Source organism: Shinella zoogloeoides, assembly GCF_020883495.1.
Lineage (GTDB): Bacteria > Pseudomonadota > Alphaproteobacteria > Rhizobiales > Rhizobiaceae > Shinella > Shinella zoogloeoides.
On record NZ_CP086610.1, the window covers coordinates 135,195 to 158,912 of the forward strand.

Below are 23,718 nucleotides of genomic sequence, written 5' to 3' on the forward strand. Positions count from 1 at the left end.
TTCTCGCATGGCCGGCCGGGCGGGTCTGTTTCGCGGGGAACAGGGTGTCGTTCACAAAAAGAGAACGATCTGTCGCCTGATCCGCTGGCTGGCTGGAAGAAAGAAAGCTGCTATCTCCCTTGCCAACGCAAACGCCAAAGCCTCAGGAGCTTTCCATGCAGCATATCCTCGTCCTCGCCGGACGTATCCTCCTCGCCCTCATGTTCATCACGGCCGGTTATCCCAAGCTCCTGGATCCGTCGGGCACCGCCGGCATGATCTCCGGCGCCGGCCTGCCGGCCGCCACGCTGCTCGCCTATCTCGCCGGTCTCTTCGAGCTGGTCGCCGGCCTCTTCATCCTCGTCGGCTTCCGCACGAAGATCACCGCGCTGCTGCTGGCCGCCTTCTGCGTCTTCACCGCGCTCGTCTTCCACAGCGGCTCGATCAACATCCCGGACTTCCCGGAAGGCGCGAACGGCCTGCTCACCGTCTTCAACGGCCTGATGATGTGGAAGAACATCACGATTGCCGGCGGCTTCCTCGTGCTTGCCGCCTTCGGCCCGGGCGCCCTCTCGATCGACGGCCGCCGCGCCGCCGCCTGATCGCGACCGAAAGCCTGCCCGTTCAGAAACCCTCTCCGGCCTCCGGGGAGGGTTTTTCGTTGTCCGGGCGCTGGAAAACCGGCGTCCTTGCTGCTATGCGCAGGCAAAGACAGTCATGCGGGAGATGCCGATGTTTTCCAATTCCTTTCCGGACCGAGACGTGATGGCCGAGCTGATGGCTCGCATGCTCTGGGAGATCAAGGCGGTGCATTTCCGCCCGGAGCAGCCCTATACCTTCGCTTCCGGCATGGCCGCCCCGGTCTACATGGATTGCCGCAAGCTGCTGTCCTATCCGCGCATCCGCTCGGCCATCATGGATTTCGCCGCCGCGACCATCACCCGCAACGCCGGCTTCGAGTGCTTCGACGTCATCGCCGGCGGTGAGACGGCGGGCATTCCCTTCGCCGCGCTGCTCGCGGACCGTCTTGGCCTGCCGATGATCTATGTGCGCAAGAAGCCGAAGGGCCATGGCCGTGGCGCGCAGATCGAGGGCGTGATGGCGGAAGGCGCGCGCGTGCTCGTCATTGAGGACCTCGTGACGGTCGGCGGTTCCATGTTCACCTTCATCGACGCCATCCGCGCGGCCGGCGGCGTGGTCGAGCATGGCATGTCGCTCTTCTACTACGGCATCTTCAAGGAGGCCGAGGCCCGCTATGCCAATGGCGGCGTCAAGCTGCACCACATCGCCTCCTGGCGCGACGTTCTGGCCGTCGCCCGGAAGGAGAAGTTCTTCGACGATGCGACGCTCGCCTCCGTCGAGGCCTTCTTCGACGCCCCGCTCGCCTGGTCGGCCAGGCACGGCGGCGTGTCGGAACTGCCGACGTCGTAAAAGCCTCTGGCGCTTTTGGCCATGATCGTTTAAATCGATTGAAAATCGGTTGGAGGAACGTTGATGATCCTGTGTTGTGGTGAAGCGCTGATCGACATGCTGCCGCGGACGACCACCCTCGGCGAGGACGCCTATGCGCCCTATGCCGGCGGGGCGATCTTCAACACGGCGATCGCGCTCGGCCGCCTCGGCGTGCCGACGGGTTTCTTCACTGGCCTTTCCGACGACATGATGGGCGACATCCTGCGCAAGACGCTGGGCGAGAGCGGCGTGGACTACAGCTATTGCGCCACGCTCTCGCGCCCCACCACCGTCGCCTTCGTCAAGCTGGTCGACGGCCACGCGACCTACGCCTTCTACGACGAGGGCACCGCCGGCCGCATGATCACCGAGGCCGAGCTTCCGGCGCTGGGCGAGGATTGCGAAGCGATCCATTTCGGCGCGATCAGCCTCATTCCCGAGCCGTGCGGCTCCACCTACGAGGCGCTGCTCAAGCGCGAGCATGACAAGCGCGTCATCTCGCTTGACCCGAACATCCGCCCCGGCTTCATCAAGGACAAGGACGCGCATATGGGCCGCATCCGCCGCATGGCGGCGATGGCCGATATCGTCAAGTTCTCCGACGAGGACCTTGCCTGGTTCGGCCTGGAGGGCGATGAGGATGCGCTTGCCCGCCACTGGCTGCACCATGGCGCAAAGCTCGTCGTCGTCACGCGCGGGGCGGAAGGCGCGGTCGGCTATACGGCAAGCCACAAGGTCACGGTGCCGAGCGAGCGTGTGACGGTGGTCGACACGGTCGGCGCGGGCGATACGTTCGATGCGGGCGTGCTCGCCTCGCTGAAGATGCAGAATCTCCTGACCAAGCAGCAGGTGGCCAGGCTCTCGGAAGACCAGATCGCCAAGGTCCTCGCCCTCGGCGCGAAAGCCGCCGCCGTCACCGTCTCCCGCGCCGGGGCGAACCCGCCCTGGGCGAAGGAAATCGGCCTCGGCTGAGCGAGATCGCTTCCTTTCTCGCGGAAGGAACGCGGCGTTCCCTCACCCTTCCTTCTCCCCAAGGGGAGAAGGGAAGAGGCCGGAGTCATGCCTTGGATTTGTGCCGCCGCATGCAGGCGAGGGGCCATTGGCCCCTCTTTTCGTTTTATCTGGCCGCCTTCAGCAGCGCTGCGACCAGCCCGGCCGTCGAGGAATCGTGCCCGGCGGCGCTCTCCTTGCCTTCCACCACCGGCAGCAGGCCCGTCGCCAGTTCCTTGCCGAGTTCCACGCCCCACTGGTCGAAGGAATTGATGTTGAACAGCGCGCCTTCCACGAAGACGCGGTGCTCGTAGAGCGCGATCAGCCGGCCGAGCGCAAAGGGCGTCAGGCTGTCATGCACCATGGTGATCGACGGGCGGTTGCCGGTGAAGACGCGGTGCGGCGCGATCCGGTCGGCCTGCGCCTCGTCCATGCCCTTCGAGGTGAGCTGCGCCTTGGCCTCGGCCAGCGAGCGGCCCTTCATCAGCGCTTCCGACTGCGCAAGGCAATTGGCGATGAGGAGCTGGTGCTGGTGGCGCAGGGTCTTCTCGTGGCCGTTCGCCGCGATCATGAACTCGGTCGGTATGACCGAGGTGCCCTGGTGGATGAGCTGGTAGAAGGCGTGCTGGCCGTTGGTGCCCGGCTCGCCCCAGACGACCGGCCCGGTCTTGCAGGTGACGGGTGTCGAATCCACCGTCACCGACTTGCCGTTCGATTCCATGTCGAGCTGCTGCAGATAGGCCGGGAAGCGCGACAGGCGCTGGTCGTAGGGCAGGATGGCGCGCGAGGGGTAGTTCAGCACGTTGCGATGGTAGAAGCCGATGAGACCGAGCAGCATCGGAATATTCTCGCGGATCGGCGCCTCGCGGAAATGCGTGTCGATGGCATGGCCGCCGGCGAGGAACTGCGCGAAGTCGTCCTTCCCGATGGCGATCATCAGCGGCAGGCCGATGGCCGACCAGATCGAATAGCGCCCGCCGACCCAGTCCCAGAAGCCGAACACGCGGGCCGCGTCGATGCCGAAGGCCGCGACCTTGTCGAGCGCCGTCGAGACGGCGCAGAAATGGTGGCCGACCGCCGCTTCGCCCAGCTTGTCCGCGATGAAGCCGCGGGCCGTGGCGGCATTGGTCATCGTCTCGATGGTGGTGAAGGTCTTGGAGGCGACGATGAAGAGCGTCGTCTCGGCCTCCAGCAGCTTCAGCGTGTCGGCGATATGCGCGCCGTCGATATTGGAGACGAAGTGCAGGCGCGGGCCGTCATGGTAGGGGGCGAGCGCCAGCGTCGCCATGACCGGGCCGAGGTCCGAGCCGCCGATGCCGATATTGACGACGTCGGTGATCTTCCTGCCCGTCGCGCCCTTCAGCGCGCCGGAGCGGATGCCCTCGGCAAAGGCGCCCATCGCCTCGAGCACGGCATTGACGTCCGGCATGACGTCCTTGCCCTCGACGAGGACGGGCGTGTTGGCGCGGTTGCGCAGCGCCGTGTGCAGCACCGCCCGCTCTTCCGTGATGTTGATGATCTCGCCGGCGAACATGGCGTCGCGCTTCCTCTCGACGCCGGCCTCCCTGGCCAGGGCCTCCAGCGTGTCGAGAACGGCGTCGTTCACCGCGCATTTGGAATAGTCGAAGAGAAAGTTGCCGAGCGTGGTGCTGTAGCGGGAGAACCGCTCGGGGTCGGCCGCGAAGGCTGCCCTGATGTCTGTGGCGTTGGTATCGCGGACGATGGATTTCAGCTTTTCGACAAGCGCGTTCATCGGCGTCTTCCCTGGCTTTGGACGATGCCGCTAGCTAGTCGCTTTGGCGTGTCCAAATCAAGACCGCAAACGCCCCCGGGGCGAAAAAATTAAATCGGTTTAACCGGGGCTGTCTTCAGCCCCGGAGATCCTTGCGCAGGATCTTGCCGACATTGGATTTCGGCAGTTCGGCGCGGAACTCCACGAATTTCGGCCGCTTGTAATTGGTGAGGTTGGCCGCGCAATGGGCCTTTACGTCGGCCTCCGTCAGCGCGGGGTCCTTCTTCACCACGAACAGCTTCACCGCCTCGCCGGAATGCTCGTCCGGCACGCCGATGGCCGCGCATTCGAGGATGCCGGGATGCGACATGGCCACTTCCTCCACCTCGTTGGGGAAGACGTTGAAGCCGGAGACGAGGATCATGTCCTTCTTGCGGTCGACGATCTTGGTGAAACCTTCCGCCGTCATGAAGCCGATGTCGCCGGAGCGGAAGAAGCCGTCCGGGGTCATCACCTTGGCCGTCTCGTCCGGGCGCTGCCAGTAGCCGGCCATGACCTGCGGGCCACGGATGCAGATCTCGCCGACTTCGCCGACCGGCAGGGTGCGGCCCTCGTCGTCGCGGATCTCGATATCGGTGGAGGGCAGGGGAAGGCCGATCGTGCCGGTGAATTCCGGCTTGTCGAAGCGGTTGGCGGTGGCCACCGGCGACGTCTCGGAAAGGCCGTAGCCTTCGGTAATGGAGCAGCCCGTCATCTTCTGCCAGCGTTCGGCGACCGGGCGCTGCACCGCCATGCCGCCGCCGAGCGTCAGCACGAGCTCGGAGAAATCGAGCTTGGAGAAGTCCGGATTGTTCATCAGCGCGTTGAACAGCGTGTTGAGGCCCGGGAAGACGTGGGGATGGTACTTGCCCAGTTCCTTGACGAAGGCGGGAATGTCGCGCGGATTGGCGATCAGCACGTTATGGCCGCCGAGCGCGATGCCCGCCAGCCCGTTCACCGTCAGCGCGAAGATGTGGTAGAGCGGCAGGGCGCAGATGAAGGTGAGCTGCTGCGGCCGCTTCTTGATGCGGAAGACCGGCTCGATCCACAGCTTGATCTGCTCCATGTTGGAAAGCAGGTTCGCATGGGTCAGCGTCGCGCCCTTGGAAACGCCCGTCGTGCCGCCGGTATATTGCAGGAAGGCCGTGTCGCCCGGCACGATGCTGACCGGCTTCACCGCGCTGCGCGCGCCCTCCGCCATGACCTGCTTGAAGGGGATATGGCCCGGCAGCGACCATTCCGGCACGAGCTTCTTGACCTTACGCACGACGAGATTGACGATGAGGCCCTTGAGGCCGAGCATGTCGCCCATCGTGGTGACGACCACGTGCCTGACGGCCGTGCGCGAGACGACCTGCGCAACGGTGGTCGCGAAATTCTCCAGCACGAACAGCGCCTTGGCGCCCGCATCCTTCAACTGGTGCTCCAGTTCGCGCGGCGTATAGAGCGGATTGACGTTCACCACGACGAGGCCGGCCCGCAGGATGCCGAAGATGATGACGGGGTTTTGCAGGATGTTCGGCATCATCACGGCGACGCGGTCGCCCTTTTCAAGCCCGCGCGCCTGCAGCCAGGCGGCGATATTGCGCGAGGCGGCGTCGAAATCCCGGAAGGTCAGCGTCTTGCCCATGCTGGTGAAGGCCGGGCGCTCGCCATATTGAGCGCAGCAGCTTTCCACGAGCGCGCCGATGGAGCTGTGCCCGAGCGGCGCGATCTCGCCGGCAATGCCCTCCGGATAGGAGGCGAGCCAGAAGCGGCCGGACGGCTGCGTGGAAGGGTGCGTCTCAGTGGCCGGCATGGGTTCCTCCTCGTTCGTGGGGCGCAGGCATCGTCCGTTCCGCCGCAGCGGCAGGTCCTCCAACCGTCCGATGCAGACAAGATGATGCTTTTGGCGGGCGCCATCAAGAGTCATCGCTATATTACATTGACGTAAACGTCAATAATCGGAGCGGGCGCATTTCGATAGCTTTTTCGTGAGGCGGGCGATTTGTCGCCGCCCTGCGGCGAACGGACCGCGCCATTGCCCAAAAAACCGCGTATATGTTTAACATTCCTCGGGTAAAACGGAGTGAGGCGGTCCGGTCCGGACGCCGGATCACGGGAGTTGTGTCAGTTGCTGCATTCGGAACGTAGAAGTGAGCCGCGGTTTCTCGGCGCCCCCCGCCAGACCGGCGCGGCGCTCATATCCCCGATCTCGGTCGCGCGGTGGCTTCTCGTTCTCGTCGTGCTCGCCGGCATCTATTTCTTCCACGGCTTCGTCGTTCCCGTGCTGGCGGCGCTGGTCATCGCCTTTGCGAGCTGGCCGCTCTATTCCCGCCTGCTGGCGCGGGTGAACGGCAACCGCACGCTTGCAGCCTCCATCGCCATTCTTCTCATCCTCGGCTTCATCGTCGGCCCGGTCATGTTCGCCGCCACTTACGCCATTCATGAGGTGCGCGACTGGATCGGCTGGGCGGTGGAGACGAACCGCACCGGCGCGCCGACGCCGGACTGGATCCGTGTGCTGCCGGTCGTCGGCGGCTGGCTGGACATGCAGTGGACCCGCTTCCTCGATCATCCGGGCGCGATCGGCGAACTCACGCAGGTCGTCAGCGGCGCCAATATCGGCAATATCTACCGTGTGGCGCTGGCGGCCGGCGGCAAGGCTTTCAGCCTGCTGCTCGCCATGCTCTTCATGCTCATCGCGCTGTTCTTCATCTATCGCGACGGCCAGTCCTTCGCCGCGCAGGTGGACCGCCTCGGCGAGCGCATCCTGCCGACGCGCTGGGAGCGTTTCTCGCGCATCGTCCCGGCGACGATCAGCTCCACCGTCACGGGCATGACGCTGATCGCCATCGGTGAGGGCATCGTGCTCGGCGTTGCCTACTGGATCGCCGGCGTGCCGTCCGCCGTCACGCTCGGCGTGCTCACCGGCGTCATGGCACTCTTCCCCGGCGGCGCGCCGCTCTCCTTCACGCTGGTCTCGATCTATCTCGTCTCCAGCGGTTCGCCCGTGGCGGGCCTCGCCCTCTTCGCCTGGGGCGCCATCGAACTCTTCATCGTCGACAAGACGCTGCGCCCCCGCCTCGTCGGCGGCCCGATCAAGCTGCCTTTCCTGCCCACCTTCTTCGGCCTTATCGGCGGCGTGAAGACCATGGGCTTCCTCGGTCTCTTCATCGGCCCCGTCCTGATGGCCCTGCTCGTCGCCATCTGGCGCGAATGGATCCGCGACATCGAGGCGACCGAACCGGTCACCGCGATCATCCTCGATCCCCACGCGGACACGTCGCCGCGACCGGAGCAGGAGCGCAACGTCGGATAGGCGGGTCTTCGATCAGAAGCGGAAGCGGATCGACGTTCCGAGATTGACGCGCCACACGTCGTCGATCTTGTACGGGTTGATCGGCGTCACGCCGAGATTGCCGTTTCGCGTCGTCCCCGTTTCAAAGCTGCCGCTATAGCTGACCGACGTGCTGAGGCCCCAGGTGATGCTGTCCGTCAATTTGTGCTGAATGCCCGCGCCGACCTGCGCAGCCGGGCTTACCTTGGTCTTTTCGGCAAGATCGGCGAGAAACAGGCCCGTGCCCGCATCCGCTTCCACCACGCTGGACAAGGTGTTGAACGACAGCCCCAGCCCCGCTGTGGTTCTGAGCGAAGTCGCGTCGGAAAGGGCGAAATCATAGGCGAGGTTGCCCATCAGGACGTGGCTGACGGCCGTGCCCTCGAAATTCGAGGCGATGCCGAAGAGCGGATAGCGCGCATCCCAGCTCACGTCGCCCCGGACGTATTGATAGCTGACGAATGCGGACAGTGGGGAATCGAACCTGTAGCCCGCATGCCCGCCAATGCCTGCGGCCTTCCCGAGCTTCACATTCTCGACCACTCCGCCACCGGCAAAGGCCGCCCCGCCATCCGTGGTGTCGGACGATCCGAAGGCAATCCCGCCGGCTGCATCGAGGCCGGCGAAAAAGCCCGCTTCATCCGCGAATGCCGATACCGGAGCAAGCAGCAGGGTGGCTGCGGCCGAAACCAATGCCCTGTACGTCATGCGCGCCCCCGTGCCTGCCCATATCCGCGTATTCGTAAGCCCGTTATGGTTAACGGACGATCAACGGTGCCGTGCAGGGCACTTGGAAAAGTGCTGGGAAAGGAAGTGGTGCCGCTTAGGGGCATTGAATGCTTGTGCAGTGAGGTATATTTTTGCGTATTATTGCGATATATGTACTGATTTCTATGCGGATTCTTGTGATTTTGCGTCCATTGTAGTACGCCTTTGTTCACCTAAAGCGAAAAGCGAAAGGGGGATCAAAAGGGGGATCAAAATGGCGAGGGCATTGAACAAGCTTTCAGCGCTGGCTGTAAAGAATGCCGCTCCCGGAAAATTCTCGGATGGCGGAGGACTCTGGCTCTATAAGCGGGAGGACGGGCCGGGGCAGTGGGTGCTGCGTTATACGTTACACAGTCGGCGACGAGAAATGGGGCTGGGTTCTGTTCAAGACGTATCCTTGAAAGATGCCCGTGCAGTTGCTGATAAATGGCGAGCCGTAGTGGCGAAGGGACTTGATCCGATCAGCGAACGAGACCGCGAAAGACGGCAGGCGGAAAAGCGTCTCCATTTGCTGGAAGAGGTGGCGAAAGATGCTTTTGAAAGCCGGAAGGCGGAGCTAAAGAACGATGGCAAGTCCGGCCGCTGGTTCAGCCCACTGGAAATCCATGTCCTGCCGAAGCTTGGCAAGAGGCCTGTGGGTGACATCGATCAAATCGGAATTCGCGACACGCTCTCTCCCATTTGGCATTCGAAGGCGGAGACTGCACGAAAGGCTCTGAACCGGCTTGCCATCTGTATGCGCCACGCAGCCGCGTTAGGCCATGAGGTGGACCTGCAAGCGACCGAGAAGGCGAGGGCGCTTTTGGGGCAACAGAGGCACAAGGCTGAAAACATACCTGCGCTTCCATGGGCCGAAGTGCCGGCCTTTTATGCTTCTCTCTCTGACGGCACGACGACGCACCTCGCGCTACGGCTTTTGATCCTTACGGGCGTGCGCTCAACCCCATTACGGTTCCTACGCCTAGAGCAAATCGAAGGTGACGTGTGGACGATCCCCGGTGAACAGCAGAAGGGGCGCAAGGATAAGACGCCTGATTTCCGTGTTCCGCTCGTGCCTGAAGCACTGGCGCTCATTGAGCAGGCAAAAGCGTTTACGCGCGGTGGCTATCTCTTCGCCAACGTGAAAAAGGGTGTGATTTCGGATGCTACGATGTCCCGGTTGATGGAACGGCGCGGGATGGAGGCTCGTCCGCACGGCTTTCGTTCGAGCCTGCGTGACTGGATCGCGGAGACGACGAACACGTCGTATGAGGTCGCAGAGACAACCTTGGGGCATATTGTCGGCGGCAAGGTGGAGCGAGCATACCGGCGCACTGATTTCCTTGAACAGCGCCGTGCTCTCTTGGAATTGTGGGCATATTACGTGACCAAGTAAGCGAAGGAGGCGGCAGAATGCGGTCGACGCAATCTATACCGGGTCGCTTCGTTTCCTGGAATAAAGCTTGTCGCTGGTAGGAGCCCTAGACTACGCTATCGTCGTTGGCATGCCAGTGGAGGATACCTTGGGAACATCTGAAGGCAATGATGCTGTGGGCGGTTTTCCTGCCCATATGTGGGACAAGATTGGCTTCTATGTTTACCGACTGGTTGATCCCCGAAATCAACAAACCTTCTATGTAGGAAAGGGCTATGGGAATCGTGTATTCCAACATGCCCATGGCGTGGTGCCTGATGCGGATCAACCGGATTTGGGCCAAAAGCTGGACTGCATTCGTTCCATCAAAGCGGATGGGAAGTGTGTTGATTATATCGTCCATCGTCACGGTCTCACAGAAGGCGAAGCCTTTCACGTCGAAGCTGCTTTGATTGACGCTTATGAGGGGCTGACCAATTTGCAATCTGGCCATGGTATTGATGAGCACGGCCTCATGCCTGCCAGAGATATTGTGCGGCTGTATGGATTGCCGCCTTTTCCTTCCCCGCCTGCTCACAAGTTGGTGCTTATAAAAGTTCCCAAGCTCCCCCGACGGGCCACTGAGGATGAAATTTTTCGGTTGGTGCGCTTTTGCTGGCGCATCAACAAAGTACGCGCGGAAGCTTCCGACTATGTTGTCGCGGTACATCTTGGCCGGACTGTTGGCGCATTCAAGGCCACCCAATGGTTGTCGGCGACCGCCGAGAACTTCCGCGAAGATATCACAATTGCAGGAACAGTGAACAAAGGCATTCCTTACGCTGATGGTTCCGAGGCTCAACGATACGGCTTCCGAGGGTATAGAGCACCACCTGAAATCTGGGACAGGTATGTTGGAGAACACGGAATGCGGCTGGAGAATGAACGATTCCTCAAAGCCCAAAACCCAATTGGCTATCTGTCACCCTAGGCATGTCTGATGGTAGAGCAATCAGTAGATAAGAGAAGATTCTTTTCCGGGCCATCAATACCAGTCGCCATGTCGAAGAACTCGAAGTTAAGAGTTTCCTCAGTTCCGCCACGCAACGTCTTTCCAGCCCTACCCGTCGAGAATACATCCTGCTTAATCAGGTTCACATTAGACGGCTTTGACGTAGTTCGCACACTCGTCAGGTGTGAACTGGTAAAGAACGGCTGCGAGCGCATCCCATAGGGAATTGATGGTTCGGTCCGCTTTGGCGTGCAAGAGGTATTTCAGTTGCGAGAAGGCGTTTCGGAGCGGGCTTGACCTGCTACATACGGGTTCCATCATTTGGTGGATGCGCCGATGGTGAAACTACGTTCTATTCATACAAGTCACGCCGTATGGAAGGACCATAAATGAAGGCCAACATCTTTGCCGCTCGCGTTGTTCTCGCGCTCGCGCTCTCCCATAGTCCGCTGGCGGCAGAACCGGCATACGACATGGGTATTCTCCGCGCTATGGTCAATGATCTTGATCACCACGACCCTTACATGCGGCTTAACGGTGCAGTCGCTGCTTGTCTTGCCGGTGAAGGGGACCAGTATTTGACGACTTCATGGTTTGAAGACCATGGTTGGAAGCCGCGTGTCGATGCCGACATGGGCATTGTCGAGATGAGGAAACCCGGCGCGGATAACATGTTTGCTTGGGTGGCGGAGGATGGCAGCAGTTGCCGTGTCTGGTCCGAAGAGATCGGCACTGCGGCCGTCAAAACTCTTCTGAAAGACCTAATGCTGGCCGCGCGTATCCGCGCTGAGAAGTCGACCGGAGAGAACGGCTGCTCGGGTTTGACTCTCGTTGCCGGAAATGTCGGCTATTCCGTCGAGATAACCTCGTCAGGCAATGACCCGGTTTGTAATGCGGCGGACAATAGTGCCGTTCACTTCATCCGCGCGGAGGGATAGGCGGGAGAGCCGCTCTGAGAGTTTGGTTGCCTTACGCGATCTGACTGCTTTGTATAACGGGAGCCGTAAACTGCCGGGCGAGCGCGACGAGTTCCGCTTGGCGTGCGGCTCCCGTTTTTTCGAAGATGCGCAGCAGGTGCGTCCTGACCGTGCTGACGGCAACATCAAGCTTGGTCGCGGCTTCTTGAACCGTCTGGCCGTCGGCAATTTTCTCGAAAACACGCCGTTCCGCCTCTGTCAGGCCGAACAGCGCTGTTATCGCTTTCCCTGCACTTTCCGACGATAGGGCGAGCGGCGCAAAGAGGAGGGCGAAGCATTCACCCCCATCAGGCCCAAGCTTCTCCCTCTTCAATGGCAGGATATGCAGGCTCCGCAGAGCCTCGCCGCTCGCACCGAGAGGAATACCGAACGGGTCGCCGGCTGGGATGGCGCCGGATTTCTGCGCCGAGTGCAAGGCAAACTCCAAGGCGCGCTGTGTGAAGCTCGACGTGAAGGCTATTTTCCCCGCCTGAACAGTAAAAGCGGTTTGCGACTGCTTGAGCATGGTCGCTGCATCGTTCGCATGAAGGACACGCAGGTCCGTTGCGTATTCCGATGAAGCCGGCCATTGATTCCGAAACGAAGCCGGCCACCTGTTCCGATTTCATTCCGGCCAGCATTCCGATTTGAAGCCGGCCAGTCGATGGTCCCTTGGGTCGTTGGTTTGATGGCTCCTGATTGCCGCGCGGTCAAGCGTCTGCTGGTGTCTGACGCTGCTTTCGCAAGCTCTCACCGGACAGTTCGATACGGTAGGCATTATGGACGAGGCGGTCGAGGATGGCATCGGCGAGCGTCGGATTGCCGATCATGTCGTACCAGTGATCGACAGGCACTTGGCTGGTGACGATGGTGGATCGCTTCTCGTAGCGGTCCTCGATGATTTCCAGGAGGTCTCGACGCTGCTCGTCGTTGAGCTTCTCCGGACCCCAGTCGTCGAGGATGAGGAGGTCGGTTCGGGCGAGCGCCTTGAGAACTTTGGGATAACGGCCGTCGCCGCGCGCGAGCGCAAGGGTGGCGAACAGCCTGGGCAGGCGATGATAGGCGACGGAGAAGTCCTCGCGGCATGCCTTGTGTCCGAGCGCGCAGGCCAGCCAGCTCTTGCCGACGCCGGCGGGCCCGATCAGCAGGAGACTGTGATGTTGCCTGATCCAATCACAGCCGGCGAGCTTCAGGAACAGGTTGCGATCGAGGCCGCGGGCGGCGCGGAAGTCGATGTTCTCGATCTGGGCGTCATGGCGGAGCTTCGCGGCACGGGCCCTTGCCTCGAAACGCTTCTGACGGCGCGTGGTCGTTTCCCGTTCGAGCAAGATCGTGAGCCATTCACCGTGCTCGAGTTGTCTCGCCTCCGGTTGCGCCTCGAGTTCGTGATACGCGCTCGCCATGCCGGAGAGGCCGAGCTCGCGCAGCATGTCGATGGTGGGGTTGGTCAGCATTGTGAGTTGTCTCCTCAATGAAAGTAGCCGGGGCCACGCAGATTGGCGTGTTCCATGACGGCGGTAGGTTCGGTGGAATGCCTTGCGCCCTTGTGGGTGGCGATGAGCGAGGCAATGGTCTTGCAGGTCAGGCCGCCGATCTCGACGGCGCGCGACGAAACGGCCTCGGCGCGCTCATGGCCGATGTCGCGATAAAGGCGCAGGATGCCGAGGCATGTTCTGAAACCTTGTTCCGGATGCGGCCGGCTGGCGAGGATGGCGATGATCAGCCCTTCGGTCTGCGGACCGATGGACGCGCCCCAGCGCCGGAAGCGCTCCGGCGTCCATTCGGCGTAGCGGCGGTGAGAGCTCGGCATGTGAGCGGGGTCTGTTCCATAGCGCGGCCCGCCATAGCGGCGCTGATGCACAGCAACGCGTTTGCCGCGATGGAATATCTCGATCATCCGGGCGGTTGCCCGGATATCGACCTGCTGGCGGATGAGGGCATGCGGGACGGAATAGAAGAAGCTCTTGCACTCGACGTGGTAATCCGTCGAGACCCGCGCCAAGCGCCATTCGGCGAATTCGTAGTCTTCGATGGGCAGGCTTGCGAGTGCCGGGCGTTCGACCGTCTCGAAGAGGTGCCGGCGGCTGACGCCAAGCCGGCGCATGACATGATCGTTGATGCGCGCGAGCACCTCGGCGATCGCGGCATTGGCCTCGGCGAGCGAGAAGAAGGTCTGCTTGCGCAGGCGTCCGAGAATGCAGCTCTGGGCAAAGCGCACGGCGTTCTCGACCTTCGCCTTGTCCTTCGGGCGGCGTGGCCGGGCCGGTAGGACGCCGACGCCGTAGTGGGACGCCATCATGCCGTAGCTGCGGTTGATCTCGGGATCATGGAAGCTGGCGCGGTTGACGCCAGACTTCAGGTTGTCCGGCACGATCAGCCGGGGCACGCCACCGAAGAAGGCGAACATGCGCACGTGCGAGCCGATCCAATCCGGGAGCGTCTGGGTCCAGGTCGCCTCGGCGAACGTATAGCTCGACGCGCCGAGCACGCCGACGAACAGTTCCGCCTCGCGAACCTCGCCGGTCTTGCGATCGATGATCGGCACCCTCTTGCCGGAATAGTCCACGAAGGCCTTGTCGCCAGCGGCATGCTCCTGGCGCATCGTCGGCGACAGGCGCTGCTCGAAGCCGCGGAACAGTTCGCAGAAGCGGCTATAGCCGTATCCGTCGGGATGGACGCTGCGATATTCCTCCCAGAGGATCAGCAGCGTGACGCCCGGCTTCTTCAGCTCGATGGAGAGCTCAGCCCAATCAGGCTCCTGGCGTCGCCGTTGGCCCTGCTTGACCCCGGCGCGGGCGAAAAGCCGATGCTCCAGCGCATCGTCGGTCAGTTCTCCGGGCAATGGCCAGGTCAGCCCCGCCATGGCTGCTCGCTTCAGATTATCCTGCACGGTGCTGCGTGCAACGCCGAGCATCACCGCGATCTCGCGGCTACTTGTTCCACTTCCGGCAAGCCGGAGCATCTGTCGTAATTGTCTCATGGTCAGCCTTCTCTTCGCCGGCATCAAAATCTCCTCGTGTACCGGGAGGCTTGATGCCAAAGTTGCTGACCCAGAGGGGATCGTTAGTGCCGAAATCCGGCCGGTAATTGATTGGAATCGTGGCCGGCTTCAAATCGGAACGGTGGCCGGATATTGATCGGAATGCCGGCCGGCTTCACGTCGGAATCCGCAGGTCCGTCGTTACCAGCATGATCGGAACATTCAAGCTTTTCAACACGGAGCGGAAATCGGCGGCAGCGCTCATATGGCCGTCGATAACCCGCGTGATCGTGGCCGCGCGCTGCAAATGTGGAAGCAGGAGGCGCATGACCTCTATCTCACGCTTGCCGATCAGCCCGAAGTCACGATGGCGGTTGAAGCCGATGGACCCGATGGACGCCCCGTCGCGTGTCAGGCCAACGGCAATCGCATCGACGATGCCTTGCGGTTGATGGAAGGAGACGTGAAAAGGGTGAGCCGTCTCGTCGGCGATGGCAGAGGGGTTTACGTCTGAAAGCACCGCCGGTTCATCGAGCGGTAAGTTGCGGATGATTGGCTCACCACCCCAAATGTCGAGCAGCTCCTGAGAATAGAAGAATACCTTCTCAAGCCAAGGCTGCTCGAAGCCCGTGGCTGCCGCCAGCACGGGTTGCCCGTCTTCGAGCGAAATGACGCTGATGACACCCGTGCTTAGATCGAGTTCCCGGCAAATGGCCCTCATTGCCTCCGGCCAATGTGCAGGCTTGAGCGTGCATGCGTAGATGTCACCGATCAATGCGGACAATTTTGCTGGAGAAATCATTCCTCACCTTTCAAGCCGATACTACTCCGCCGCAGTGCCTGCCTCGATTCAGGCTGGCATGTGCGAAGCCTCCACCAAATGGTGGAAGCCAGATTGCCCCGAGCATGGCACCTTCCGGGAAACTCTTGAAGTTCAATCTAAAAATCACTTTGGGAAATCAACATGAAACGAGTGACCGCCGCCGCGCTTGCAATGATCGTCGCTTCCGGCTTGCTTGCCGAAACGAAAGCCTCTACCGACTTGCCCGTCGCTCTCGATTTTTTCAAGATTGCCACGCCGGAAGCGAACTCGCCCCGCATCGTCGATTATGACGAGACGTGGTTCATCACCGGCCCCGTTTCCGACGCCATAAACAAAGCGACGCAAGGTGACAATTGGGAGCTGGTGGAAGGCAAGCTCGTCTATGCCTACTATCGTTTCCAGCCCGGTGTAAGCGCCCTGCAGATCCAGCGTGAATACGAGGCCAGCCTGAAGGAGGCCGGTTATGAGATCGGCTTTTCCTGCGTGACCGATAAGGGGACTTGTTTCCTCGATGCCAAGCCTGTGTCTGGTGTGTATCTTGGTCTTCTGCTTGATACCCCGCGCGACATGCCGGCCCTTGACAAACACACGATGTCCTATGTGCGCAATTACTTCAACACGTCCAGCGCCCGGTACATCTATGCAACAAAAGGCAGCGGCGAGAACATAACTCATGTGGCCGTTTCGCTTGCCGATTCACCCGCCAAGGGCGTTGTGGCGATAACGAAGAGCATCATGACGGGCGCGTCCGCTTCGATCACGGCGGCATCCTCGCTGCGGGATGAGTTGAAACAAAACCAGACTGTGTCGCTCGATAATCTGCTTTTCGACGTTGGCAGCGATATTCTCCTGCCTCTCTCGCGGGACCAGCTTCATGAAATTGCGATGATGATGCGTGAGGACCCTTCGATGAAGCTGCAAATCGTTGGGCACACCGATTCCGATGGTGGGCGCGACTATAATCTCGACCTGTCCAAGCGGCGCGCTGCCTCCGTTGTTCGGGCGCTTGCGGAAGGGTTCGACATAGAGAGCGACCGCTTGTCTTCAGCAGGCAAAGGCCTTAGCGAACCTGTCGCCCCGAATAGCAGCGAGAGCGGAAAGGCGAAAAATCGACGGGTAGCGTCCGCGCACGTGGTGTAATTTCGGAGGCGCATTGAGGTGGAAACGGCGGTGGAGAATGAGCTGCCGAATTCGTTGAGCGCAAGGTGGGCACCGGGCCTGTCGGAGAAGGTGGAGTTGCAAAGCTTCAACCAGCCGAAAGGAACCCCGATGACCGACGACAGATTAGCTCTTTCCGAGCTTGCCGCGAAGAGTGGCGATAGCGATTTTCTGCGCACGATTGCCGAAAGCGTGCTGCAACTGATCATGGAAGCCGATGTTGATGGCCTGATCGGCGCTGGGCGCTATGAACGTGGCGACAGCCGCCAGACATGGCGCAACGGCTACCGCGACCGCTCGCTCGACACCCGGCTCGGCACGCTGAACCTGAAGATACCGAAGATGCGACAGGGAGCCTACTTTCCCGGCTTTCTGGAGCCGAGGAAGATGGTGGAGAAGGCGCTGGTGGCCGTGATCCAGGAGGCGTGGATCAACGGCGTCTCGACGCGCAAGGTCGATGAGCTGGTGCAGGCCATGGGCATGACCGGCATCTCCAAATCCTCCGTCTCCAAGCTGTGCAAGGATATCGACGAGCGGGTGAACGCCTTCCTCAAGCGCCCCCTTTCCGGTGACTGGCCATACCTCTGGCTCGACGCCACCTATCTGAAGGTGCGTGAGGGCGGTCGCATCGTGTCGGTGGCGGCGATAATCGCGGTGGCGGTCAACACGGACGGGAAGAGGGAGATTGTCGGCCTGCACATCGGCCCCTCCGAAGCCGAGCCGTTCTGGACGAGCTTCCTGCGTGATCTGGTCCGCCGAGGCCTCACCGGCGTCAAGCTGGTCATCTCCGATGCCCATGAAGGGCTGAAAGCGGCCATTACCCGTATCCTCAGCGCGACATGGCAGCGCTGCCGTGTTCATGCGACACGCAATGCGCTGGCCTACGTTCCCAAGGGCCAGCACACCATGGTCGCCGCCGCGATCCGTCAGGCTTTCATCCAGCCCGACCATGACAATGCCGTGCAGACCTGGCGGCATGTCGCCGACCAGCTCCGCGCCAGATGGCCCAAGCTCGGTACCTTCATGGACAATGCCGAAGCCGACGTGCTGGCCTACATGGCCTTCCCCGCCCAGCACCGCACGAAATTACATTCAACGAATCCACTCGAACGCCTCAACAAGGAGGTCAAGCGCCGTGCCGATGTCGTCGGCATCTTCCCCAACGAGGACAGCATCGTTCGCCTCATCGGCGCGGTTCTGCTCGAAGCCAACGACGAATGGCAGCTCCTGAGCCGATACATGCAGGTCGAGGCAATGGCCGAGCTAAACCCACCAACAATCGAAGAGGAAACTACACTTCAGATTACACCCAGAGCCGCCTGATCATGACGGCCCGGTCCTACACCCGAAATTACACCAACTTGACGGACGCTATCAATCGACGTGTTGAACTCAAGCTTCAATAATGCAAAGCCACGGCGTATGACCATCACGACGCCCGTCACAATGAGGTATGCCCTCACGTGACGGTTTCGGCGTTACGCTCGCCGCTGTCACATCTGGGTCGACGTCGGCTATTTGTGACAGGGCAGCCTTAGGCCTAAAGGTCGAGGTTACACATGCCGGCGCTCACATGGCCGCTTTGGGGCCGAGAGGGGACTGTCCGGTGACTGTATGCCGAACGGCGAAGCGGACATCCACGCATGCGATTACCCGGTCCGCGTTCGGCCCTAATCCGTCTTTGAAGGTCTATCTGTTTGGGCCCGACATTTGAAAATTCATTGTTCAGGCGGGAACTGACGGATGAGCTATGGAGATAAAGCATCAAGACGCGTACTTGTTAATCTCATCGAAATAAAGCCGTTCACTGTCGTCTTTGAAGGAGGATTTACTCTCAGAGAGCGATGATAGCTTCTGAAAAATGTGAGTGTATACGATCCTATGAACTTCGTTATGCAGATTGCTCTCGTCAGGGACATCCATTTGGACTTCCGCATCGAGAAATAAATCCAGTAGTGAAAGCAGTCCATCTTTGTCAATTTCGTCTATTTTGCGCCACTCGACCGACGTATCCACTTGAAAATATCCGCATCCATCTTCAATCTTTAAGATCTTCATAAGTCGCACTCCGTTCTTCGTAAGTTTTCATCCCGGCCTCCAGATTTCCGAGAAGTATGTCTCGGGTCGGCAGTTCGGACCCATCTGTAGAGACAAGTCTCTTGCTCGTTGGTGGGCCGGAAAAAACTCGCCACTGGATCTCCGCGCCATCTACTTTTTTCTGAGTATATAGGAGGTAATCAGGGCGAATTGAAACGCCTACAGTGTTATTGTGCGTGACTACGACGACGGGCATCTTCCTAGACATTTCTTTTATAATTTCATTGACTTCAGACTTCAGAAAATGGTTGTCAAATGACGATTCTGGCTCATCTATGAGCAGGACATCTGCGGAATTCGCCCCCTCTATCTGGTCCAGCAAGAAAAATTCCGATCGTTCTCCTCCAGATGCAACAAGTCCATCTCTGTTCAGAATTTTATACTCAACCTTGACTAGGTATCTGCTGAAGTCAGCAGCTTCAACTGGTGAGCCGATATTTCGCAGCTCTTGTAGGAATTCATAGGGCTTATCATATTTTTTGAAGGCGGCACTGAAGCCTTTTTGCGATCTGGAAAGGTCTTTTAGTTCACCACTCCCATTAAATGGGCCAACCTGCGCAACAATCTCAAAACTACCTTTCTTCTTGCGAAGCGGCATCTTCGGTTTGCGAGCAGCTTTCACCAGTTCTTCGAATTTGGCTACAGCCCTCTTGTTAGTTGCAACTCTCAGAAGATCAACGTTCGTAACACTTGTCGTAGATGACTTCCTCTGAAGCTTCGCTTTGATGTCTTGAATAGCACTGTTAACCCAGTCCCTTTTTAGGTTCGCCTGAGTCTGGGCTCCGTGAGCAATCATCAGTTCGACGTACAGCGCTCGGAGTGCGTCCACCGGGATGTGCTTATCAATTATTGATCTATACTCAACGTTGCTGACGAGGCGCTTTGTGGACTGTATTAGCGTTTCCAGGCCAGTTAGGTTTTTCTGTTGAAATGGTTCCTCGTTGTAAATGGTAGCTTTTGAGAATGCGTCGTGCCGACTTGTGTCCCGTGCATAAGTCAACAAGGAGGACACGTACTTTTCCACGGAGTCCAAGTCCGACTTTAAGTCGATTTCGAGCATGTGGCCAACCGCATCTTGCAGGTCTGCCAGATATTCCCTAGAGAAAAGGCTTGTTTTCGCACTAAGAAAATCTTTGAATTTTCTTTCATCTTCGACTTCATCGCGAGCAACAAGGTCGAACTGGCGTATATATCTAGTGTTCTCCGGTCCAAACCACTCGCAAATTTTTTGAAGTGTATAAGACTTTCCGGAAGAGCGATCCCCCAGCACCACATTCAGTCCAGTTGAAAGTTTCTGTCCGTCGGGAAATATCTGGAAGTGACTGTTCCCGCCACTGCTCGACAAAGATACCTTATCTCTGTCCTTTAAGACTTGCCGAAGGGTGCCGAACGTTATTTCCTCACAATCAACATATGTCTGTTTGGTAGGGAGATTGGAAAGACCGTCACTAATTCGGCAGTCGCTGAAAAACACTGGGACGAGCATTTCGGGGTCTTTGTGGCAAGCCATGAATTTTTTAGGGCTACTGACTTCGCCGCAATGAATATGACCTTCGAACTTCTCCAATGTTTCAGGACTTATACCCGGGTCCTTCAGATAATGTGGAATAATGATATATTGTCGGAGGTCGCCCAGAATAGACTTGAAGTCTTCATATCGCTGCGGCGATCCGGTCTCTTTCCATCTTTGCTCGACCAAATCGCATGCATGAGCGAATGCATCTAAATTCCGTCCGTCGCCCAAGACCAAGATATGACATTTTTCAACATCAATTTCTATTCCTGGAAGAACCAGAATATCCAGAATAGACGTGATTTTCTCGAATTGCGCCCTGTCGAATAGATTGTGGTTTGTGATCGCAATGCAGTCTATTTCAGCATCGCGCACATAGCGCTTGAGATTGTCTTCGCTGAAAACAAAATCTTTATCCTGAGAGCTAGTCTTTGTGTGGATGTGTAAATCTATTTTTTTCAAGCTAACACCCCTCCATCCCGCAACAATCTAATATCGGACTCGGAAGGAGGAAACCATACGAGTTAGTTGCACTTTTTTCTGCGAGGCAACCTAGTGCTCCGCTATTACGAATATCCATTTCTGTCCGTCGGTAACCTAGAACCTGTCGGTGACGAGAGGGTCCTAATTGGGCAGGACCTGTCGTAGAGTGAATGTCCGTTCGTTGCGCACACGCGCCATGACGACGCTTCATAGGTATGGCCGCTTTTGAGCATCTCACCAGCTTGCCTTTACGTCCTACTTTAAGGCGCTTTGCGGTCACGTCCGCTGACCTCGCCCCCAGTTTTGCCCAGCTTACGGTTCCCTCCACGTCGATTGGTGGGGCCTTTCCCGGAGCGTGCGGGCCGCGAGCGACCTGGAGGTGTCAGGAGGAGGCCAAATATGCCATATCAGTCATGAATTGGCAGCTCTTTGGCTGGAAACTCAAAGCTGGTTTCATCGAGTCTCGGCCCCATAACCCGCGTCGGTAAATTCCGTGCAGGTTCATGACCTCGATGATGCCCTTTGACGAGGGCGACTTTGCCACTGCGATAGTGCCTTTCATGCTCGGACACCCAGTGACGTGCGGGTCCATTCCGTGTGTCGATCACCTGTCGCTGGAATTCAAGTCGAGCGGTCCTCTCTGCCATGTGCGCAGCAGCCTGCGGGCCGATCCGGATCGTCAGATGAGACTTTTGGGCGCCAAGGATCCACGGCTTGCCGAACTTCCGGGCGGTCTTGATGTCCTTCTGGGTGAACGTCGTGGTCTCCGTTGGAATGATTCCGCCCAGATCCGGGGACACTAGCATGGCAAATAGGGCGTAAGGAATGAACAGATCGGAACCCGTTTCAACCACTTGCACGGTGCGCATCCCGGTGATCTTTTCCGGCGATGCACCCGTTCGCATGTAAAACTCGACCATGGATTGGCTCAGGTCGACTTCGATGTTGTCATAGTCCAGAGTGCCAGACGCGCTCCGCCTGACTATCAGGGCACATAGAGGATCGACGATTCCTTTCTCCAAGCGCTTGTGAAACATAGTCACGCGCACACAATCCGTATTTCGGCCGTCAAGCAGGTAACCACGTAGCCCTTTGCCTATGGGGTTGTCATCAAACCTCGCGAAAGCCGAACCGCGCTCAAAACGGGCTATACTTAGGGCCCGATCATCGAACTCCACCCAGACAACTGGAGACGGGAGCTTGACCTCCCCGAGGATGGCGAGAGCGGGTGGGTTCCCTTCGCCTGCGTTCTCGGTGACAGCCTCATGAAGCGTATCCGCATAGGCGGCAGCCAAATGATCGAGAAGGTACACCTTTGCCTGACATAACGCATCGACCGCGTACTCCCGAAAATGCTTAAGATTTTCAGACGGTGCAAAGCGCCAGACCACGTCCTCTACAGGTATTGATTTTCCCGCAATCGATGAACCGTATATGGAAATCAGTGACTTATAGAGCATTGCTTTACACCTTTAACTGTTCCGCGCTGATCGGCCCGCCACTGAGGAAACGGGTCCTGGCCAATACGCTTCGTAGCGTGTGCCGAGTGTGAAAGCGGACGTACCTTATCTGCTCCACGATCAGTACCGCCGCGGCATCCACAAGGATCGATGCCATACACGCCAGGAACCTCAATGCACGAAAACATAAATGTCCACAGCAACAATATACCGACATGGGATGCAGTGGCCCCGTCGGTAACTGCTCATTGAACCGCCCCGGCTTTACCGGAGACCGTTTGGCTTAAGTTATGCGGCCATGGCTGGTGCGTCCAGCATGGCGTAGTATCGTTCTTCGGCCTCGGCTGGCGGTATGTTGCCGATGGGCTCCAGAAGGCGGCGGTTGTTGAACCAATCGACCCATTCGAGCGTGGCGAACTCCACGGCTTCGAAGTTGCGCCATGGTCCTCGCCGATGGATGACCTCGGCCTTGTAAAGACCGTTGATCGTTTCGGCGAGAGCATTGTCGTAACTATCACCAACGCTTCCGACAGACGGCTCGATGCCTGCCTCCGCCAGCCGTTCGGAATAGCGAATGGATACGTATTGCGAGCCGCGGTCGGAATGATGAACCAGCCCACTGCGTTTGACGGGCCGCCGATCATGAAGCGCCTGGTCGAGGGCATCAAGCAAAAAGCCCGCATGGGCCGCCCGGCTTGCCCGCCAACCCACGATACGGCGAGCGAAGGCATCAATGACGAAGGCCACGTAAACGAAGCCCTGCCAAGTCGCGACATAGGTGAAATCGGATAACCACAGCATGTTCGGCGCGGGAGCGAAGAACTGTCGGTTCACCCGGTCTAGCGGGCATGGAGCGGACTTGTCCGACACGGTGGTTTTGACTGGCTTGCCGCGAATGACGCCTTGAAGCCCCATCATTCTCATAAGCCGAGCGACGGTGCAGCGGGCAACGTCGTAACCTTCTCGCTGCAACTGCCGCCAGACTTTGCGCACGCCATAGACCTGGAAGTTCTCGTTGAACACCCGGCGTATCTCGATCTTCAGGGCCATGTCGCGTCGGGTGCGGGCCGATAGGCGGTCCACGTCCGTGCGTTTGGCAACGACCTCATAGTAGGTGGACGGGGCAATCGGCAGCAGCCTGCAGATCGGCTCGACCCCGAGCACCGAGCGGTGTGCATCGATGAAGGAAATCATCGCTTCAGTGGGCGGTCGAGCTCCGCCTGGGCAAAATACGCAGAGGCCTTGCGTAAAATCTCATTCGCCTGACGAAGCTCCCGGTTCTCCCGCTCCAAAGCCTTTATCTTCTCCGCCACGTCACTCGGCAAACCTGCACGCTTGCCGCTGTCGACCTCGGCCTTCTTCACCCATTCATTGAGCGTATGCGCCGAGCAACCGATCTTGGCCGCTATGGAAGATACAGCCGCCCACCGGGAAGGATGTTCGGCTTCATGATCGGCCACCATTCGAACGGCGCGGGCGCGGACTTCAGAAGAAAATTTGTTCGTCGTCTTGCTTGTCATAGACCCTACTTCTCACGAGTTGGGGTCTCCGGCAAAGCCGGGGCGGTTCAGCAGGCAAGCCTTCCCTGTTCAAGTGAGGGGGCTCACCTGCTGCAATGTTTGTG

The 23,718-nt window shown here is 59.2% G+C and carries 19 protein-coding genes and 1 other annotated feature; of the genes, 9 read left to right on the top strand and 10 right to left on the bottom strand.

Annotated elements, in window-relative coordinates; all coding sequences use genetic code 11:
• Positions 1 to 155 precede the first annotated feature (155 nt).
• The 3 genes from K8M09_RS00640 (at position 156) to K8M09_RS00650 (ending at position 2,403) form a co-directional block, all read left to right on the top strand.
• Positions 156 to 581: a DoxX family protein gene (locus K8M09_RS00640; RefSeq protein WP_160788075.1), complete on the top strand. Its 426-nt coding sequence runs from the start codon at positions 156 to 158 to the stop codon at positions 579 to 581.
• A 130-nt stretch (positions 582 to 711) separates the two neighbouring features.
• A complete protein-coding gene (locus tag K8M09_RS00645) occupies positions 712 to 1,410 on the top strand; it encodes an orotate phosphoribosyltransferase (protein WP_160788074.1) in 699 nt (232 codons plus the stop codon).
• 63 nt (positions 1,411 to 1,473) lie between these two features.
• Entirely contained in the window at positions 1,474 to 2,403 is a 930-nt protein-coding gene (locus K8M09_RS00650) for a carbohydrate kinase family protein (protein ID WP_160788073.1), read from the top strand.
• A 145-nt stretch (positions 2,404 to 2,548) separates the two neighbouring features.
• Here the strand turns inward: K8M09_RS00650 and pgi are convergent, their stop codons facing one another.
• Both pgi and K8M09_RS00660 read right to left on the bottom strand, forming a co-directional pair.
• Positions 2,549 to 4,174, bottom strand: a complete 1,626-nt coding sequence (gene pgi / locus K8M09_RS00655; protein WP_160788072.1) for a glucose-6-phosphate isomerase — start codon at positions 4,172 to 4,174, stop codon at positions 2,549 to 2,551.
• A gap of 115 nt (positions 4,175 to 4,289) precedes the next feature.
• On the bottom strand, positions 4,290 to 5,990 hold the full coding sequence (locus K8M09_RS00660) for a long-chain fatty acid--CoA ligase (protein WP_160788071.1): 1,701 nt from the start codon (positions 5,988 to 5,990) through the stop codon (positions 4,290 to 4,292).
• Positions 5,991 to 6,308: 318 nt separating this feature from the next.
• Here K8M09_RS00660 and K8M09_RS00665 point away from each other — a divergent pair, with 318 nt between their 5' ends.
• On the top strand, positions 6,309 to 7,493 hold the full coding sequence (locus tag K8M09_RS00665) for an AI-2E family transporter (protein ID WP_380735860.1): 1,185 nt from the start codon (positions 6,309 to 6,311) through the stop codon (positions 7,491 to 7,493).
• Between the two features lie 12 nt (positions 7,494 to 7,505).
• Here K8M09_RS00665 and K8M09_RS00670 read toward each other — a convergent pair whose 3' ends face one another.
• Positions 7,506 to 8,219 (bottom strand): outer membrane beta-barrel protein, encoded by a 714-nt coding sequence (locus K8M09_RS00670; RefSeq protein WP_160788070.1) that lies wholly within the window; start codon positions 8,217 to 8,219, stop codon positions 7,506 to 7,508.
• 274 nt (positions 8,220 to 8,493) lie between these two features.
• Between K8M09_RS00670 and K8M09_RS00675 the strand changes: the two genes are divergently transcribed.
• The 3 genes from K8M09_RS00675 to K8M09_RS00690 all read left to right on the top strand — a co-directional run bounded on the left by K8M09_RS00675 (position 8,494) and on the right by K8M09_RS00690 (position 11,562).
• Positions 8,494 to 9,654 (top strand): tyrosine-type recombinase/integrase, encoded by a 1,161-nt coding sequence (locus K8M09_RS00675; protein ID WP_160788069.1) that lies wholly within the window; start codon positions 8,494 to 8,496, stop codon positions 9,652 to 9,654.
• A gap of 67 nt (positions 9,655 to 9,721) precedes the next feature.
• Complete coding sequence (locus K8M09_RS00680; protein ID WP_206366722.1) at positions 9,722 to 10,603, top strand: LEM-3-like GIY-YIG domain-containing protein; 882 nt, start codon at positions 9,722 to 9,724, stop codon at positions 10,601 to 10,603.
• Positions 10,604 to 11,013: 410 nt separating this feature from the next.
• Positions 11,014 to 11,562 (top strand): hypothetical protein, encoded by a 549-nt coding sequence (locus tag K8M09_RS00690; protein ID WP_160788068.1) that lies wholly within the window; start codon positions 11,014 to 11,016, stop codon positions 11,560 to 11,562.
• Between the two features lie 31 nt (positions 11,563 to 11,593).
• Here K8M09_RS00690 and K8M09_RS00695 read toward each other — a convergent pair whose 3' ends face one another.
• The 4 genes from K8M09_RS00695 to K8M09_RS00710 all read right to left on the bottom strand — a co-directional run bounded on the left by K8M09_RS00695 (position 11,594) and on the right by K8M09_RS00710 (position 15,362).
• Entirely contained in the window at positions 11,594 to 12,106 is a 513-nt protein-coding gene (locus K8M09_RS00695) for a helix-turn-helix transcriptional regulator (protein WP_160788067.1), read from the bottom strand.
• A 184-nt stretch (positions 12,107 to 12,290) separates the two neighbouring features.
• A complete protein-coding gene (gene istB / locus K8M09_RS00700) occupies positions 12,291 to 13,034 on the bottom strand; it encodes an IS21-like element helper ATPase IstB (RefSeq protein ID WP_064334874.1) in 744 nt (247 codons plus the stop codon).
• A gap of 14 nt (positions 13,035 to 13,048) precedes the next feature.
• Positions 13,049 to 14,560 (bottom strand): IS21 family transposase, encoded by a 1,512-nt coding sequence (gene istA, locus K8M09_RS00705; protein ID WP_137901995.1) that lies wholly within the window; start codon positions 14,558 to 14,560, stop codon positions 13,049 to 13,051.
• A gap of 175 nt (positions 14,561 to 14,735) precedes the next feature.
• On the bottom strand, positions 14,736 to 15,362 hold the full coding sequence (locus K8M09_RS00710; RefSeq protein ID WP_229342059.1) for a hypothetical protein: 627 nt from the start codon (positions 15,360 to 15,362) through the stop codon (positions 14,736 to 14,738).
• Between the two features lie 162 nt (positions 15,363 to 15,524).
• On the opposite strand from K8M09_RS00710, the gene K8M09_RS00715 reads away from it, so the two are divergent.
• Both K8M09_RS00715 and K8M09_RS00720 read left to right on the top strand, forming a co-directional pair.
• Entirely contained in the window at positions 15,525 to 16,523 is a 999-nt protein-coding gene (locus K8M09_RS00715; RefSeq protein WP_229342061.1) for an OmpA family protein, read from the top strand.
• A gap of 129 nt (positions 16,524 to 16,652) precedes the next feature.
• The gene (locus tag K8M09_RS00720) at positions 16,653 to 17,864 is read left to right on the top strand and encodes an IS256 family transposase (protein WP_160788268.1); all 1,212 of its coding nucleotides are present in this window, start codon (positions 16,653 to 16,655) and stop codon (positions 17,862 to 17,864) included.
• Between the two features lie 715 nt (positions 17,865 to 18,579).
• On the opposite strand, the gene K8M09_RS00725 is transcribed toward K8M09_RS00720, so the two are convergent.
• The 3 genes from K8M09_RS00725 to K8M09_RS00735 form a co-directional block, all read right to left on the bottom strand.
• Entirely contained in the window at positions 18,580 to 20,613 is a 2,034-nt protein-coding gene (locus tag K8M09_RS00725) for a PHP domain-containing protein (protein WP_160788216.1), read from the bottom strand.
• Between the two features lie 428 nt (positions 20,614 to 21,041).
• Positions 21,042 to 22,094 carry a hypothetical protein gene (locus tag K8M09_RS00730; RefSeq protein WP_160788215.1) on the bottom strand — a complete coding sequence of 351 codons (1,053 nt, stop codon included), beginning with the start codon at positions 22,092 to 22,094 and terminating at the stop codon, positions 21,042 to 21,044.
• A gap of 288 nt (positions 22,095 to 22,382) precedes the next feature.
• Positions 22,383 to 23,614 (bottom strand): IS3 family transposase gene (locus tag K8M09_RS00735; protein ID WP_160788269.1). Its coding sequence is split into 2 segments (ribosomal slippage): positions 22,383 to 23,323 and positions 23,323 to 23,614, totalling 1,233 coding nucleotides; the frame shifts between segments, so codons are not numbered across the junction.
• Positions 23,214 to 23,330, bottom strand: a sequence feature (AL1L pseudoknot). It overlaps the preceding gene by 117 nt.
• Positions 23,615 to 23,718: the final 104 nt, after the last annotated feature.

Excerpts from the sequence above, each read along its gene's own strand:
- K8M09_RS00660 (WP_160788071.1), bottom strand. The coding sequence starts at position 5,990 with ATGCCGGCCACTGAGACGCACCCTTCCACGCAGCCGTCCGGCCGCTTC.
- K8M09_RS00720 (WP_160788268.1), top strand. The coding sequence starts at position 16,653 with ATGACCGACGACAGATTAGCTCTTTCCGAGCTTGCCGCGAAGAGTGGC.
- K8M09_RS00640 (WP_160788075.1), top strand. The coding sequence starts at position 156 with ATGCAGCATATCCTCGTCCTCGCCGGACGTATCCTCCTCGCCCTCATG.
- K8M09_RS00690 (WP_160788068.1), top strand. The coding sequence starts at position 11,014 with ATGAAGGCCAACATCTTTGCCGCTCGCGTTGTTCTCGCGCTCGCGCTC.
- K8M09_RS00715 (WP_229342061.1), top strand. The coding sequence starts at position 15,525 with ATGAAACGAGTGACCGCCGCCGCGCTTGCAATGATCGTCGCTTCCGGC.
- pgi (WP_160788072.1), bottom strand. The coding sequence starts at position 4,174 with ATGAACGCGCTTGTCGAAAAGCTGAAATCCATCGTCCGCGATACCAAC.
- K8M09_RS00675 (WP_160788069.1), top strand. The coding sequence starts at position 8,494 with ATGGCGAGGGCATTGAACAAGCTTTCAGCGCTGGCTGTAAAGAATGCC.
- K8M09_RS00670 (WP_160788070.1), bottom strand. The coding sequence starts at position 8,219 with ATGACGTACAGGGCATTGGTTTCGGCCGCAGCCACCCTGCTGCTTGCT.
- K8M09_RS00730 (WP_160788215.1), bottom strand. The coding sequence starts at position 22,094 with ATGCTCTATAAGTCACTGATTTCCATATACGGTTCATCGATTGCGGGA.
- K8M09_RS00645 (WP_160788074.1), top strand. The coding sequence starts at position 712 with ATGTTTTCCAATTCCTTTCCGGACCGAGACGTGATGGCCGAGCTGATG.
- K8M09_RS00650 (WP_160788073.1), top strand. The coding sequence starts at position 1,474 with ATGATCCTGTGTTGTGGTGAAGCGCTGATCGACATGCTGCCGCGGACG.
- istB (WP_064334874.1), bottom strand. The coding sequence starts at position 13,034 with ATGCTGACCAACCCCACCATCGACATGCTGCGCGAGCTCGGCCTCTCC.
- K8M09_RS00710 (WP_229342059.1), bottom strand. The coding sequence starts at position 15,362 with ATGATTTCTCCAGCAAAATTGTCCGCATTGATCGGTGACATCTACGCA.
- istA (WP_137901995.1), bottom strand. The coding sequence starts at position 14,560 with ATGAGACAATTACGACAGATGCTCCGGCTTGCCGGAAGTGGAACAAGT.
- K8M09_RS00695 (WP_160788067.1), bottom strand. The coding sequence starts at position 12,106 with ATGCTCAAGCAGTCGCAAACCGCTTTTACTGTTCAGGCGGGGAAAATA.